This is a genomic window from Natronorubrum marinum, from assembly GCF_052040125.1.
Classification (GTDB): domain Archaea; phylum Halobacteriota; class Halobacteria; order Halobacteriales; family Natrialbaceae; genus Natronorubrum.
The window spans coordinates 955,645-970,542 of record NZ_JBPPFV010000001.1 but is presented as its reverse complement, the minus strand read 5'-3'; the positions used below and the strand labels follow the sequence as shown (position 1 = coordinate 970,542).

Sequence of the window (14,898 nt, the reverse complement as noted above, 5' to 3'; positions counted from 1 at the left end):
CCGGATCGATGCGCGGCCGGCCTCGACACCCCATATCGTCCCTCCCACAACCCACACAGCAAATGAAAAATACCCGCTCGCGAGCCAGCTCATCGCCCGTCACACTGAACCCCTACGCTGCTGTCGAGTGGGAGACCACCGACCAGTGTCTCTCTCAGTTTCACCTCCACGAGCCGCGAAACTGCATCGATCCGGAGTCTGCCACTCACGACCCAGCCGGCGAGATAGCCGACGGCGGAGACCGAGAGCGACCCTCTCCCGGCGATCTCATCGACAAATACCAGTTCGCCGGCTACAGTGCCCTCGCCGTGACCGAACACGAGTACTACGTCGACGGGACCAAGCACAAAGGCGAACCCTTCTTCGAGGACCTCGACGTGACCAGCTGGCCGTGGTCGCAGTGGGAGCGACACGAAGGGGCAGGCGACGTGCTTCCGATACAGGGGGCCGAGCTTCGCGGAACCGTCGAGGGTATCGACGAGCGCCACGACATCGTGAGTCTCGACAACGATCTCGGACACGGTCGTGGACAATCCCTCCTGCAAGTCGCCACCGAAATCGACGAGCGTGGTGGCGTCTCGTTTCTCCCCCACCCGGGGCGATACCCCCAGCCTGAAGGCCTCGAAACCTACGTAGAGTTGTTCGAGCGGGTCGATACCGTGCTCGGCGTCGAGGCGTTCAACGCGCGGGACCGGTATCCCGGCTGTCGGGACATCTGGGACGAGCTACTCGTCGAGTTCGGCCCCCAACGACCGATTTGGGCGTTCGCAAACGACGATTACCACGCCAGACCGCGGTCGCCGGAAAACGAGCGATTCGATCGCTCCCGAACCGTACTGCTGCTCGAGGAGCGATCGCCGGCGGGCGTCATCGACGCGTTACGGGCCGGCAGAAGTTACGTTCAGTACAACGGGGACAGTATCGCCCCGGCGATCGACTCGATCACCGTCGACGACGGTCGCGCTCGCATCGCGTCGCCGGAGGCGACGTCGGTTCGGTGGATCGGCGACGGCGAACCGATCGCCACCGGAACCACCCTCCCGCTGAGAGACGTATCGAGTACGTACGTTCGCGCTGAGGCGTCCGGTCCGGGTGGCGCGGTGAGCTGCACACAACCGTTGTTTCTCTCCTGAAACGGTTTACTGTAGCGGTTTACTGCTGAAACGACGGACCGGTCGCGGTTTCGCTGGAAACGATTTGCGCCACGAGGTCAGCGACGCGATTGCAGGCGCGGCTGCGATCAGTGTGAGCAGCCAGCCGAACCGCTCGGTGTCAAGTCTGCCGTCGGCGGCCTCGCTGTCGGTGTCGAACAGTTCGTTCAGAACGCCAGCGTATTTGCTATCGCCGTTGACACTATGTCCGAGGGAGTGACTCGAGTGGGCGACCCACAGCCTTACAGCGGAGTTGAGCAGGGCGACGAACGGGACGTGTCCGAGCTCTCCCCACGAACAGCCCGAAAGAACGGCGTTGACGAACGCATTCGACTCAGTCCGACTGCCCGTCGTCGGCTGCCTCAACCCGGTCCGCGTGTTTCTCGAGGTCGGCCGCGAGCGCTCGGGCCTGCTCGGGGGTCAACTCGAGTTCCTCCATGTGTGCAGGGAGGTGTTCTTCGGTCATGTTGTCGAGTTCGAACTGCAGTCGGACGCAGTCGGGGACTTTCTTGTCGGAGGTCGCGTTCGCGACGGCGAACGCCTCGGTTTCGAACTCCTGTCCCTTGGCGACGGCATCGACGAGGTCGAGCGTCGTGTAGGCGTTGACTTTCATCAGTCGGTCGGTCATACTGGAACGGAATCGTCGAACGCACTTAGGCGACTCGAGACCGACGCTGCCGAAGCAATTAGTACACGCGTTCGAAAAGGGGACCGCAGTACCGCAGAACGCAGGAGCCCGGTTCGGCGTTGCGAGGCTTAGTCGTCCGACGGAATCGGGGTCCCGTCCGCACGTGCCGGCGCGGGACTCTCGTCGAGGTCGTCCTCCTCGGCGTAGGGGTACCACGTTCGCTTCGTGTTGTGCATGAACGGATCCTCGTAGTCCGTCTCCTCGGGTTCGATCAGGTCGGCGAGTTCCTCGTCGTCGCGGTTGGCGACGAACTCCCGGAAGCTCTGCTCGTCGCTGTCCCGCGCTTCTTCGAAATTCTCGAGCAGGTTCGCGATCGCGCCGGGGACCTCGTCCGCCGGGACGCGCTCGGTGACCCACGAGGCAAACTGCGGCTCTTCGCCGAGGCCGCCGCCGAGGCCGATGTCGAGCGCCTCGACCGGTTCGCCGTTCTTTCGCGTCTTCATGCCGCGCAGCGAGACGTCGGCGATCTGGGGCTGAGCGCAGGAGGCCGTACAGCCCGACAGGTGGATGTGGAAGTTTTCGACGCCCTCGGGGAGGGTGACGTTCTCGGTCAGCCAGCGGCCGAACCGAACCTGGCGGTTCTTCGTCTCGACGATCGAGAGCGAGCAGAACTCGGTGCCCGTACAGGCGATGGAGCCGCGCTGGAACGGATGCGGGTCGGGGCTGTAGTCCTCGAGCACCGATTCCGCGCGCAGGTCGTCGACGTTTGCCTCGGCCACGTCGGTGAGGATGATGTTCTGGCGCTGGGTGAGTCGAACCTCGCCCGAGCCGTGTTCCTCCGCCGCGTCCGCGAGCGCGTAGCCGTCGTCGACGCCGATCCGGCCGACGAGGACGTTCAGTCCGACGTAGTAGTTGCCGTCAACCTGCTCGTGGACGCCGACGTGGTCGTGTTTGCCGTCGGCCTCGCCCGCGTTGTAGGAGTAGGACTCGCGCAGGTCCTCGCCCGCGGTCTCGAGTTCGAAGTCGACGTACTCCTCCTGGAGGGTCTCGCGAAGCTTCTCGGGGCCCCACTCGTCGACGAGGAACTTGATTCGCGCGTTGTATCGGTTCTCGCGGTCGCCGTGATCGCGGAACAGCGCCGAGATGCCGCCCGCGACCTCGACGGCCTGTGCCGGCGTGGCGAAGACGTCGATGTTCCGGGCGAACCGCGGCTCGTTGCGCGAGAGGCCGCCGCCGACGCGAACGTTGTAGCCGGTCACCGACTCGCCGTCTACCTCCTTTTCGGCGGGCTCAAACGCCAGGTCGTTGATGTCACCCTGGCCACAGCCCTCGTCGCAGCCCGTTACCGACACCTTCCACTTGCGGGGCAGGTTCGAGTGCGCCTCGTTCTCCTTGAACGTGTCGTGCAGCTCGGTCGCGAGCGCGTCGGCGTCGACGTGCTCGTGTTTGTCCTTGCCGGCGACCGGGCAGCCGACGATGTTCCGCCAGGAGTCACCGCAGGCCTGGACCGTCGAGAGGCCGACGTCCTCGAGTTGTTCGAAGATTTCGGGGACGTCCTCGAGACGGATCCAGTGGAGTTGGATCGCCTGTCGGGTCGTCACGTCGAGCCAGCCGTTGCCGAACTCGGGGTTTGCGGCGGGCCCGCGGGAGAACTCGTCCGCGATTTCGACGATGCGTCGGAACTGTCCGGGCTCGAGGACCCCACCCGGCGGACCGATCCGCATCATGAAGTACGACTCCTGGCCGGCTCGCTGGTGGTACAGGCCGTACCACTTGAATCGCTCGAACCAGGCGTCCTGTTCGTCGTCCGGGATCGACTCCCACCCCTCATCGGCGAAGTGTTCGATTTCGGTGCGGATGTCGGTCCCGTAGAGTTCGTCCTTCCACTGTTCGACGTCAGTAGGCATTGGATCCGTTATATGGCGGGGACGTATAAGCCCCTCCGTCTGTCGTCAGTTTGCCCCGGTTCTCACCGGTTCCGGTCGCCTTTGCCAGTATCGGTTACCGCCGTCTCAGCGCTCGGGCTCTACGAGCGACTGGACGCCTTCGGGGCCGTACGGTTCGAACTCGCCGTCGACGATTTGGCCGATGGGTAACCGATCGATCGAGTCGCGGGTGCCGCAGTCGAGACATTGGCCGACGGCGTCCGCGGTCACGGTCGAGCCGTCGACGCCGACATCGACGAAGCCTTCGAGCAGGACGTACGCGGGTTCACAGTCACAGAATACGCCTCGAGAGAGCGTCCAGACGTCGCTCACGCTCACCTGGCGGCTGTCGTTGACGCTGATCCACGCGCCGTCGTCGAGCGTTCGCAGTGCGATCGTCATACATTCCATCGGGCCGCGACGGGCCTCCATCCGTCGGACAGGGCAATGCTTACCGATGCGGCGGTTCCGGGCGAGGCTGAAACCGACCGACTAGGCCGAGATGTTCCCGATCGATCAGTCCGCGATAGCGGCAGAATTTTCTGGAACGGAGGTCGGTCGCCGGCTTGCACAGTTCCCGACTCACACAGTCGACGCTGGACCGAGCGAGGTCGCCGAGTCAGGGAACGATTTGGGAACGGTTCGAGGGCTGGTCCATCTGTTTCGGCCGAACCGGGCTGCACGTGCCGGGCCCATGCCTACACCGCTGACGGTCGACGCGTCAACCATGGTAGAACTGGATACTGACACGGAGACCGATCTCGAGTTGGGCAAAGCGACGATCGTCTACGAAACCGCGACCGGCGACCTCGAGCGAGCCACCGTCGACAACGATCACATCGCCTACTTCCAGGGTCACTGGCTGTTCGCCTACGGCACCGACGAGGACGGCAACGACGTGGTGCGGCGCGTACCGAAAGAGCGCGTTCGCCTCGTCGAACGCTCCGTCGAGGAGATCGAGAAGGCGTTCGAAACGGCCGTGGACAAGACGAAGGGCAAACTCGAGGATCTCGTCGACTGAGCGGATCGCACGGCTTCGAAGCGCTGCTGTCGCCGGACTCGCTTTTCACGGCTGTTCGTCGATCCCTTCGCGCCGACGAGTGCCGTTCTCGCGATCAGTTGTCGATCTCGCCGCCGTCTGCCTCCGCGTTCGCGTCGATCCGATCGGACCAGCGTTGCTGGCTCTCGTCGTAGGACGCACCCACTGCAATCAGGAAGCCGATAATCGCCGTTACGACGGCGATAGCGCCGACGGCGACGATCGCGACGGGGAGGACCGACCCCTCGATGACCTGCGCGGAGGTCAACAGCGAGACCGCGGTCACGGCCGCGATGAGTGCGAGCAGGCGGCCGAAGCGGCCGGTATCGAATTCGGACTTGGAGACGTCGGTGTCGGTACTCGCGTCGCGGTCCAGCAACTCGTTCAGGATGCCGTCGTACTCGTCGTCGCTCGAGGAGTTTCCGAGCGAGTGAATCGAGTGGGCGACCCACAGCCCCGCCGTGAAGTTGAGGAGGGCGACGAACGAGACGAGACCGATCTCTCCTTGGATAAACAGTCCCGCGAGGACCGCGTTGACGAACGCGAGGACCATGACCGCGTGAACCGCGAGCGATCGCGTGCCGAAGTCTTCGAAGAGCTGGACGTGTGCGAGTTTCATACACACTATTGGCTCCCCAAGGGGATACCGTGCGTCCCTAACTATGCCATTCCGTACCAATCGTGACTGTAGCGGAGCCCGATACGAACTGCGATCGAATCTCCCGCGAGGGGCGAGCTGATACCGTCCAGGTCGCATGCGAGGTCGATCCGAGCTTGTTGCTATACTATTCAAGTTAAAACAATAGATCTAGCATGCTAGTTACGATGCTAGACACTACTGTTATTACACGGGTCGTGGCATGCGCTGCCATGTGTCTCAATTGTGCTGGACGTGACACAGCAGCGTCGAATCCGGACCAAAACGATCGCTCCGAAACAGCACGGGCGGACGGCGACGACGGACGGTGGAAACGACGGCGATTCCTGCAGGCGACCGGTGTTGCCGCGGGAACCGGAACGCTTCTCGGCACCCAGTCTAGCCGAGTAACAGCATCACACACCGAGTGTGACGCCGCGGACCGATGGGTCGAGGCGGCGAATCACAGTTCGCGGGACTACGGCATCGACTGGATCGTCATCCACGTGACCGCGGGGGCCTATCAGGGCGCGCTGAATACCCTGACCAGTTCGAACTCGGGTGTGAGCTCTCACTACCTCGTGAAGAACTACGACTGGACCGAGGGACCGTCGGCGGGCCACGTCGATCAACTCGTCCACCACGACCGCACGGCCTGGCACGCCCGATACATTGCCAACCACCGATCGATCGGAATCGAACACGAGTGGTTCGACGACAACGGCATCACCAACGCGTGCTACGAATCGTCGGCTGACCTCGTCCGCTGTATCGCCGACATGCACGACATTCCCCTCGAGTTCTATACAAGCAACACCTGCATTCAGAACGAATCCGGCGGGATCATCGGCCACACGCACGTTCCGGACGGTGACTGTAGCAGCTTCCACCACGGCGGTCGAACCTGTCCGTACCCCGACTGGGACATGGCTCACTTCGCGGATCTCGTCCGCGACAGCGACGGCGGCGGTGGCGGCAATACGTTCGCGATGGGCGACGACGTCGTCACGACGACCGCGCTCAACGGCCGTGAGCAGCCCTGTCTCAACGACGATGTCGTGTTGACCCTCCCGGAGGGAACGCAAGGGGAGGTCATGAACGGCCCCGAAGAGTGCGACGGCATCACCTGGTGGGGGCTACACGTGCCGGCGTACAACGAGTGGGTCTGGTGTTCGGAGAACTACCTCGTGCACGCCTGACGGGGGAACCCGTCGGATCCGTCACGCACTTACCGACCCCTCGAGAAGGGCCGGGTATGCAGATCAAAGACCGGGAGCAGGTCGAGGGCGGGCGCGAACGGGTCACCGTCGTCCCCGAGAGCGTCGACGACCTCTGGCACCTGCAGTACGTCCTCGAGCCCGGCGACCGCGTCGCGGGCGATACGACCCGGCGGATCCAGCGCAACGACGACCAGATGCGCGATACGGGCGGCGAGCGCGAACCGATGTGGGTCGCCATCGCCGTCGAAGACATCGAGTTCCACAAGTTCGCCAACCGACTCCGCGTCGGCGGCGAGATCGTCGCCTGCTCGCGCGAGGATCAACTCGGGTTTCACCACACGCTGAACGTCGAGGAGCGCGAGGAGCTCTCGATCGAGAAGTACTTCAAACCGGATCAGGAGGCCCGCCTCGAGGAAGCCGAGGAGGCCACCGAGAACCCCGACGTCGCCATCGCGACCGTCGAGGAGGGACAGGCCCACGTCCACACGGTCGCCCAGTACGGCACCGAGGAGCGGGCGACGATCACCGGGACGACCGGGAAAGGCGAGTACAGTCGCGGGCGCTCGGAGCTGTTTTCGGAGCTCGGGGACGTCCTCAAGCGACAGGACGCCGACGCGATCATCCTCGCCGGGCCGGGCTTTACGAAACAGGACGCCCGAAAGTACATCGAGAACAACGTCCCCGAGGTCGCCGAGAAGATCACGATGGTCGATACGGCCAGCGTCGGCGACCGCGGCGTCCACGAGGTGCTCAAACGCGGCGCCGTCGCGGACGTTCAACAGGAGACCCGCATCGAGAGCGAGGCCGAGTACATCGACGAACTCACGCGGCGTATGGCCGAGGGCGCGAAAGCCGCCTACGGTCCCGATCAGGTAAAGCAGGCCGCCGAGTTCGGCGCGATCGAACGCCTGCTCGTCCTCGACGATCGGCTGCAGAAAGAACGCGGTCCCGACGGCGAGTGGGCCATCAGCGTCGACGAGATCGTCCGCACGACAGAACAGAAAGGCGGCGACGTGACGGTGTTCTCGAGCGAGTTCCCGCCCGGCCAACAGCTCTCGAACCTCGGCGGTATCGCGGCGCTGTTACGGTACCGACTCGAGTAATCGCAACGGGCAGCAGCGACCGTCGTTTCGTCACTCGGAGTTGGGTCGCAACTGGTCGCTCGCTTCGATCAGCTGGATCAACACGGACGCAAACAGCGAATCCGAGCTCCAGATCGCGGTCTCGCTCCCGTCGTCGTCGACCACGCTCAGCAGAATGCTCTCCCCGTCGACGACGACGATCCGGCCGGATCGCTCGTCGCTCTCGCGAAAGTCGGGTGGCGACTCGGTCTCGACGCCGTCGATATCGCTGAACCGGTCTCGAATCTCGTCGGTTCGACTGATGATGATAACCGAGACGCCGGCAGCCGCCCGCTCCCGGATGGTCCGCTCGATCGACTCCGTGACGAACGTCGGCAGCCGCGTTCCGAAGATGATCCGGTCATCGGCCTGCGAGAGGAGATCGACGACGCGGCTGTCGACTCGGTCGCGGCTGCGGACGGTCCAGAGGTCCTCCTGAGTCTCCTCCGTCGACGACTCCTCTTTGACCCCCTCGACGTAGTCGAAGGCCCGTTCGCGTTCGCGTTCGAACCGCTTTTCGAGCGTGTTCTGTGCTTCCTCGATGCTGACCGGCCGGTACCGGATCGGGCTCGACTGCTGGACCTCGAGGAGGCCGCGATCCTCGAGGCTTTCCGCGACGCTGTACACCTGCGAGCGAGGCACGTCGGTGACGTTGGCGACGTCCCGTGCGGTGCCGGACCCCAGCCGGTGTAAGGCGATGAACACCTTGGCTTCGTAGCTGGTGAGCCCGAGTCGTTCGAACGCGTCGACGGCCTCACTCTCGTCGTCAGTCACGGATGGTCACTCTCCCTCGTCTCTCGCGCCGTCCGCTATTTCGGTTTCGGTCTGTCTATCGGTCCCGCCGTCGCTTGCGGTCGGCGTCCCGGTTACCGATCCCGGCGCGTCGAAGGAGACGTCCGGACCGAAGTACCGCGTCCAGAGCACCAGCAGCGTCGGCAGGACGATCACGCTCGCGAGGAACGAGTACGCGATCGTTAGGCCGGTGATGATCCCGAACTGCCGGAGCACGGGAAGGATGGCGAAGGCGAGCGTGCCGAATCCGCCGATGGTCGTCGCGGCGCTGCCGAGCAGCGCCCCGCCGGTCCCCGTAACCGTCGTGTGCATCGCGTCCCAGACGTTGCCCTGTCGCTCGAGTTCGAGCGTATACCGCGCGCTGACGTGGATACTGTAGGCGACGCCCAGCCCGACCGTGAGGCTGGTGATCATCCCCGTCAACACGTTAAACGGCATGTCGAGGAGATGCATCGTCCCCAGGATCCAGCTGACAGCGAACGCGACCGGGAGCAGAGTTACCGTCCCGAGCGTCGCGCTGTTGCCGGTCAGCCAGTAGGCCGCCGTCAGGAAGCCGAAGACGGCGACGAGCGTGATCATCAGACTCTGGAGGACCGTATCGAGCAGGTCCTGTTCGACGATGTAGCTGACGATCGGATCGCCGGTCGCGATGGCATTGAGTTCGCCGTCGCCGGCGTTCAAGTTACGCTGGTCGCCCGTGCCGTCGACGTCGATCGTTCCCGCGATAGCTCGCATCTCGTCGGTCGTGTCGGCGAAGCTGGCGTCACCCTGCGTCGAGATGATCAGCCGGGCCGATTCGTAGTTGCCGTCGTCGGTTCGGTAGAGGACTGTACTCGCAGCGTCCCCGTTAACTTCGAACAGTTCGTCGTACAACTCCTCGAGGTTCTCGTTGGGGACGCCGTCGCCGTCGGTCGCAGCCTGATACGACTCGTTGAACGACTCGTTCTGTGCGGCCGTCTCCTCCATCACCGAGATCGGGCCCTGTACGTCCGCCTCGCCGTTCGGAAGCGTGTAGACGGTACTGCTCTCTGCGGCTTCGTCCTGGGCATCCGATAACTGCCGTAACGCGTCGTCGTCGGTTATATCTCCCTCGACGAGTATCTGGGCCTGCGTGTCCTGGCGCTGGAAGTTCTCGTTGACGAACTTGAGGTCGTCTGCGGCCTGATACTCGCCGGGGGCCATCCCACCCGGCAGGTGTTCGGTCCAGGCCGGCGGACTCTCCGCGAGGAAGTCCTCCTCGTCGAAGCTCGTGTCGACCTGACTCGCGCCGTAGACGCCACCGGCGGTGAGCAACAGCGCGGCGATCAGGACGATCACCGGAATCTTTCGCGCCGCGGTCGACCCCAGCGTAAGGACGTTGGTGAACCGTCCCTCGCCGGTTCCGAACGCGCGCTTTCGACGACTCATCCCGCGCGACTCGAGGAACGAATCGATCTCGACTTTGAGGGCCGGAATCAGCGCGCCGAAGATGATCAGTGCAGCGATGATCCCGACGGAACTGATGATGCCGAACTCCCGGATGGGACCGATGGGACTGACCAAGTTCGCGAGGAATCCGATCGCGGTCGTCGCGGTCACCCAGACGAGGGCGACGCCGACGCCGGCCAGCGCGATCGTCATCGAGCCGCGGACGGTGCTCGAGACACCGTCGGTCTCCCGTTGCTCACGGTGACGCATGAAGACGTGTATCGCGTAGTCGATGGAAAGCCCGATCAGCAACACCGGAACCGCGATCATCATCTGGTTGAACGCGATACCGGCCCAGCCCATGAAGCCGAACGTCCAGACTAACACGGCGCCGATTCCGACGACCCCCAACGCAATGTCGAGCGGATCCCGGTAGGCAATGATCAGCGCGACGACGACGAACAACAGCGCGAGCGGGCCGACGATCGCGAGACTGTCGCCCATCGAACGGTCGATCTCGTCGGTAATGATGCCGATACCGAAGACCATGTACTCTTGGTCTTGCTGGTTGGCAAGCTCACGAAGGTCGAGTTGACTCTCGAGAACTCCACCGGTATCACCGCCCATCTGCATCGCATCGCCCTCCATCTCCTGGACGACCAACGTCATGCGGGCGTCGGCCTGGGTCGATCCGGGATCGTACGACGACGCCATGAACCCGAGCGCGGCAGCGCCGTTGTTTCCGTCGTCTGACAGCGTGTCGGTCAGGAGCTCCTCGAACTCGTCGTCGTCGAGTTCTTCGAGGGCCTCGATCTGCTCGTCGAGCGACGGCTGTTCGCCGCCACCCTCTTGGAGTGCTGTTTGCTCCTCCTGGAACTGCTCGGAGTCCGCCTCGAGTTGGTCGTACTCGTCCTCGAGGACGCCGAACGTCGCGCCGGCGTAGACGTCTTCGAAGCTCTCGGACAGCTCCTGATACTCCGGATCCTCTTCGTAGTTGTCCGTCTCCTCGCGAATCTCGATTCGCTCGGACTCGATACCGCGAGCCTGTTCCACCATCTCCTCGTACTCGGTGGTCTGCTCGTCGTCGAGCTCGGCTGCTTCGGCTGCGCCCTCGACGGTGGCCTCGATTTCGGCTTCGGTCTCCGCGGCGCCGTCTTCGTCGCCAGCTGCGAGCTGGGCCTCGTACTGGTTGTGGAGCTCGATCGTCTCGTTGAGTCCGTCCTCGAGCGCGCCGCGCCGTTGCTCGAGTGCGGCTTCGCGTTCCTCGAGTTCGGCGCCCTGCGCTTCGAGCTCAGCGGCCTGTTCCTGACTGATCGCCGTAATCGCGAGGATGTTCTCGACGCCGGTGATCGAGTCGTTCTCGACGAGCGTCGCGTTGATCGACTCGTTCGCGTGAATCTCCTGTTGGAACTCGAGCGAGTCGATCACTGACTCTTGGGTGAGGACGTTATCGCCTCGTGCTATCACCTGAACCGACGTCGTATTCTCGTCACCCTCGGACTCGAACCGCTCGTTGATATCCTCGAGCGCCTGTGCTTCGTCCGACTCGCCTTCGAACTGATCGAGCGAGGAATCGTCGTCGACCATCGGCATTCCCGCACCGACGAGCGCCGTCGTCAGTATTAGGGCGAGAATGACGATCTTGGAGTGGGTCGTCACGATCTCCGCGAGTCGATTCGGAATATTCATCCGCTCACCTCGTCGAAATTCGCCGTCTGAGTACAGGGAACCATTCTGTTGTTACGATCCTACAAACTCACGCCATATACCTGTTCGGATACGAATGTCAGCATGTGTATTATTCTCACGAAAGAATAGCTACGAGTGATCAATCGTCTATCTCTACCCGAAATCGAGAAGGATGGTACCGAACGCGTCCGAATTCGTACCCGTATGCCGATCGCCGCCCAGTTACTCGACCGAGATCGTCGTGAGGTCCTCGGCGAATCGCACGTCGCCGTCGTACTGCGTCCCGATCGACTCGAGCATCTCGTCGTGACGACCGTCGGTGTGGGGATAGAGGTGGGTCAGGTAGACGCGGCCGATCTCCCGGCCGGCTAACGCCTTGCCGAGGGTCTCCGGTGTGGGGTGGTTCGAGACGTCGACGTCGTCGGGGAACGAACAGTCGTGGACCAGAATCGCCGACCCCTCGGCGAAGTTCGCCAGCCCGGCGAAGGCTTCACTGTCGCCGCTAAAGGTGAACAGATCGCCGAAACGGTAGGCCAGACACGGCAGCGAGTGGCGGGTCTCGTAAGCCGAAACGTCGAACCCCGCTACGGAAAACTCGCCGGGGACGACCTCCCGAACCTGCAACTCGAGTTTCCCCTGCATGTACTCGTGGACCTCGAGTAAGTCGTCGACCAGCGCCTTCGTTCCCCGTGGCCCGACGACCTCGAGGTGTTCCTCGCCGGCGAGCCAGCGGGCTTTCATCAGCGGGAGCAGGTCGGCGACGTGATCCAGGTGGTGGTGCGTGAGAAGCACGGTCGAGACGTTCTCGTAACCCACGCCGGACTGCTGGAGTCGATGGAGGACGCCCGACCCGCAGTCGACGAGCAGATTTCGGCCGCCCTCCTGGACGAGAATCCCCGTCTGGAATCGTTCCCCCGTCGGCATCGCGCTGCCGCTTCCGAGAAAGGTGACACGCATATCGGACACTCACACGGCCTGGCCGATAAGCGTACCCTCTTGGAACGTTGCGGTCGGTCGCTCGGCGACTCGCGTGCCGGATATCTTAACTCGTCACCGTTCGACAGCCACGGTATGCGCGCTGCAGTACTCGAGGCCTACGGCGAACCGCTGTCGATCGAGTCCGTCGACCCGCCCGACCTGGCCCCCCACGGGGTCGTCGTCGACGTCGACGCCTGCGGTATCTGTCGGAGCGACTGGCACGCCTGGCAGGGCCACGGCGAGTGGGCCGACGATCAGGTGCCGCTGGGTCAGGTTCTCGGCCACGAGCCCGCCGGGCGGATCGCTCGAGTCGGCGAGCGAGTCGACACGCTCGATGAAGGCGACCGCGTCGCGGTCCCGTTCAACCTGGGCGAGGGGTCGTGCTATCAGTGCCGGAACGGCCACGGAAACGTCTGCGAAGATGGCTACGCGCTGGGATTCGAATCGAGCGTTCCCGGCGCGTTCGCCGAGCAAGTCCACGTCCCCCACGCCGATTTCAACGCCGCGACGCTTCCGGAGGACGTCTCCGCGGAGGCGGTCGCCGCGCTCGGCTGTCGGTACGTGACCGCGTTCCACGCGCTCGCGCACCGGGCCGGCGTCGACGCCGGGGACTGGATCGCCGTCCACGGCTGTGGTGGCCTGGGGCTTGCGGCCGTCCAGATCGCGAGCGCACTCGGGGCTCGCGTGATCGCGGTCGACGTTCGCGACGAGCCGCTCGCGATGGCGACCGATCTCGGGGCCGAGGAGACGGTAAACGGGGCGGAACTCGAGGGCGAGGCGACGGACGTGCCGGGAGTAATCGAGTCGATTACCGAAACGGGAACGCACGTCTCCGTCGACGCGCTCGGACGCGCGGAGACGTGCCGAAATAGCGTCGACTGTCTCCGCATCCGGGGCACACACGTTCAAATCGGGCTGACGACGGCCGCCGAAAAGGGCGAGGTGTCGCTGCCGATCGACGAGCTGACACGCTGGGACGTTACCGTGGTCGGCTCTCGAGGCATGCCGCCGTCGCGGTACGACGAACTGCTCCGGATGATCGACGCCGGCACGCTCGAGCCCGAACGGCTGGTCACGAATCGCGTCAGGCTCGAGGACGTCTCCGACCGACTCGCGGCGATGAGCGAGTACGATACTCGCGGCGTCGAGGTCGTGACGGAGCTGTGACGGCGAGCTAGCGGTCCTGATCCGCTCTGACCCGGGTGCTGACGGCTCGATCCGTTCGATCGAAGAGGAATCGATCGTATGTCCCCTCGTACGACCCTAGCAGCGGTTCGTCGCTGGTCGTATCGATGCCGACGATCCGCGAGTCGCTTCTCCCCTCGTACTCGTCTGCGGCGTCGTTCGGATCGTAGACGGCGAACGTGACGTCGTTCTCGTTTTCCACGTAATCGTAACAGAGCACGTAGTGGGCCTCGAGTACGTTCTCGCCGGAGATCGTCAGACCCGCCGAGCCGAACTTGTCGATCGCCTCGCGAATGTCGTCGACCTGCGATCGGTAGTCGATCCGCTCGGGCCAAAGCAGTACTCGTCGTCGGATCCACGACTCGAGGTCGGTGAACTGGCCCCGGTGGAATCGCTCGATATCGTCGCGCACGGGCGACGAGGACCGGTCCTCGAGCGGATCGTCGACGTGTTCGATCTCGCTGGTCGATTCGCGGTCGACGGGACGGGCGCTCGGCTCCTCGAAGTACCACTGCGCCGCCGCGGCCATGCCGTAGCAGTAGCCCTTCGTTCCGAACAGTCGATTAGCGTTCGCGTAGAGCCGTTCGGCGACCGTTCGAATCTGACCCTCAGGGGTGGCACTCGCAGGGAGCGACAGTCGGTCGCCGAGCGTCGTCTCCCAAGAGGCCGTCAGAGCCTCCTGAAGAGCGCTCTCGGAGACGAACGCCGTCGGGTCCGGAGCCACGGGCGGCGTCGAGTAGTTGTCGAACCCGAACCCGTCGGTCGCCGGATCGAACGCGACCCCCTCGTCGCCCGAATCCGAAGCGAATAGTCGGCTCTCTCGTCCGGCCACGGAGAGGGCTCCGACACCGGCCGAAAGCGAGATTCCGCAGAGTAGCGTGCGACGCGTCAATCGGCTCATACTGTATTCGACGACGCGGTTCGGTGGCCCGATCGATTCGGACGGATCGTGTCTCGCTGTCTCACGTCATCCTCCGCTTCGCTTGGTTGATAGTCGAGTATAAACACGACCGGCTTGCGAGTGCAGGGACGAGTCTCCTCGTCGCCGAAACTCGATCGACCGATCCCAGGGTTCACTTTCACTCCGGTGACCAAACCCTCTTCCCTCCCGCCCCCGAGTCGACGA

General features: G+C 63.9%; 13 protein-coding genes. 5 read left to right on the top strand and 8 right to left on the bottom strand.

The genetic code is table 11. The features are described 5' to 3' along the window. The first annotated feature begins 62 nt into the window (after positions 1–62). The gene (locus ACSFC5_RS04890; RefSeq protein WP_440764123.1) at positions 63–1,133 is read left to right on the top strand and encodes a CehA/McbA family metallohydrolase domain-containing protein; all 1,071 of its coding nucleotides are present in this window, start codon (positions 63–65) and stop codon (positions 1,131–1,133) included. Between the two features lie 352 nt (positions 1,134–1,485). On the opposite strand, the gene ACSFC5_RS04885 is transcribed toward ACSFC5_RS04890, so the two are convergent. The 3 genes from ACSFC5_RS04885 to ACSFC5_RS04875 all read right to left on the bottom strand — a co-directional run bounded on the left by ACSFC5_RS04885 (position 1,486) and on the right by ACSFC5_RS04875 (position 4,106). Further along, complete coding sequence (locus ACSFC5_RS04885) at positions 1,486–1,779, bottom strand: DUF6360 family protein (RefSeq protein ID WP_440764122.1); 294 nt, start codon at positions 1,777–1,779, stop codon at positions 1,486–1,488. Positions 1,780–1,907: 128 nt separating this feature from the next. Then, entirely contained in the window at positions 1,908–3,686 is a 1,779-nt protein-coding gene (locus ACSFC5_RS04880) for a nitrite/sulfite reductase (protein WP_440764121.1), read from the bottom strand. A 105-nt stretch (positions 3,687–3,791) separates the two neighbouring features. Beyond that, entirely contained in the window at positions 3,792–4,106 is a 315-nt protein-coding gene (locus ACSFC5_RS04875; protein WP_440764120.1) for a DUF8134 family protein, read from the bottom strand. A gap of 325 nt (positions 4,107–4,431) precedes the next feature. Between ACSFC5_RS04875 and ACSFC5_RS04870 the strand changes: the two genes are divergently transcribed. Further along, positions 4,432–4,725, top strand: a complete 294-nt coding sequence (locus ACSFC5_RS04870; protein WP_440764119.1) for a hypothetical protein — start codon at positions 4,432–4,434, stop codon at positions 4,723–4,725. A 94-nt stretch (positions 4,726–4,819) separates the two neighbouring features. Here ACSFC5_RS04870 and ACSFC5_RS04865 read toward each other — a convergent pair whose 3' ends face one another. Then, positions 4,820–5,362 (bottom strand): hypothetical protein, encoded by a 543-nt coding sequence (locus ACSFC5_RS04865; RefSeq protein ID WP_440764118.1) that lies wholly within the window; start codon positions 5,360–5,362, stop codon positions 4,820–4,822. 251 nt (positions 5,363–5,613) lie between these two features. On the opposite strand from ACSFC5_RS04865, the gene ACSFC5_RS04860 reads away from it, so the two are divergent. Together ACSFC5_RS04860 and ACSFC5_RS04855 are read left to right on the top strand one after the other, a co-directional pair. Continuing rightward, positions 5,614–6,579: an N-acetylmuramoyl-L-alanine amidase gene (locus ACSFC5_RS04860; RefSeq protein ID WP_440764117.1), complete on the top strand. Its 966-nt coding sequence runs from the start codon at positions 5,614–5,616 to the stop codon at positions 6,577–6,579. 56 nt (positions 6,580–6,635) lie between these two features. Further along, positions 6,636–7,703 (top strand): mRNA surveillance protein pelota, encoded by a 1,068-nt coding sequence (locus ACSFC5_RS04855; protein ID WP_440764116.1) that lies wholly within the window; start codon positions 6,636–6,638, stop codon positions 7,701–7,703. A 30-nt stretch (positions 7,704–7,733) separates the two neighbouring features. Here ACSFC5_RS04855 and ACSFC5_RS04850 read toward each other — a convergent pair whose 3' ends face one another. The 3 genes from ACSFC5_RS04850 to ACSFC5_RS04840 form a co-directional block, all read right to left on the bottom strand. Further along, positions 7,734–8,495 (bottom strand): TrmB family transcriptional regulator, encoded by a 762-nt coding sequence (locus ACSFC5_RS04850; protein WP_440764115.1) that lies wholly within the window; start codon positions 8,493–8,495, stop codon positions 7,734–7,736. 6 nt (positions 8,496–8,501) lie between these two features. Next, positions 8,502–11,609 (bottom strand): efflux RND transporter permease subunit, encoded by a 3,108-nt coding sequence (locus tag ACSFC5_RS04845; RefSeq protein ID WP_440764114.1) that lies wholly within the window; start codon positions 11,607–11,609, stop codon positions 8,502–8,504. A gap of 222 nt (positions 11,610–11,831) precedes the next feature. Further along, positions 11,832–12,566 carry an MBL fold metallo-hydrolase gene (locus tag ACSFC5_RS04840; protein ID WP_440764113.1) on the bottom strand — a complete coding sequence of 245 codons (735 nt, stop codon included), beginning with the start codon at positions 12,564–12,566 and terminating at the stop codon, positions 11,832–11,834. Between the two features lie 114 nt (positions 12,567–12,680). On the opposite strand from ACSFC5_RS04840, the gene ACSFC5_RS04835 reads away from it, so the two are divergent. Then, positions 12,681–13,754: a zinc-dependent alcohol dehydrogenase family protein gene (locus tag ACSFC5_RS04835; RefSeq protein ID WP_440764112.1), complete on the top strand. Its 1,074-nt coding sequence runs from the start codon at positions 12,681–12,683 to the stop codon at positions 13,752–13,754. A 7-nt stretch (positions 13,755–13,761) separates the two neighbouring features. On the opposite strand, the gene ACSFC5_RS04830 is transcribed toward ACSFC5_RS04835, so the two are convergent. After that, positions 13,762–14,673 (bottom strand): hypothetical protein, encoded by a 912-nt coding sequence (locus ACSFC5_RS04830; RefSeq protein WP_440764111.1) that lies wholly within the window; start codon positions 14,671–14,673, stop codon positions 13,762–13,764. Positions 14,674–14,898 lie beyond the last annotated feature (225 nt).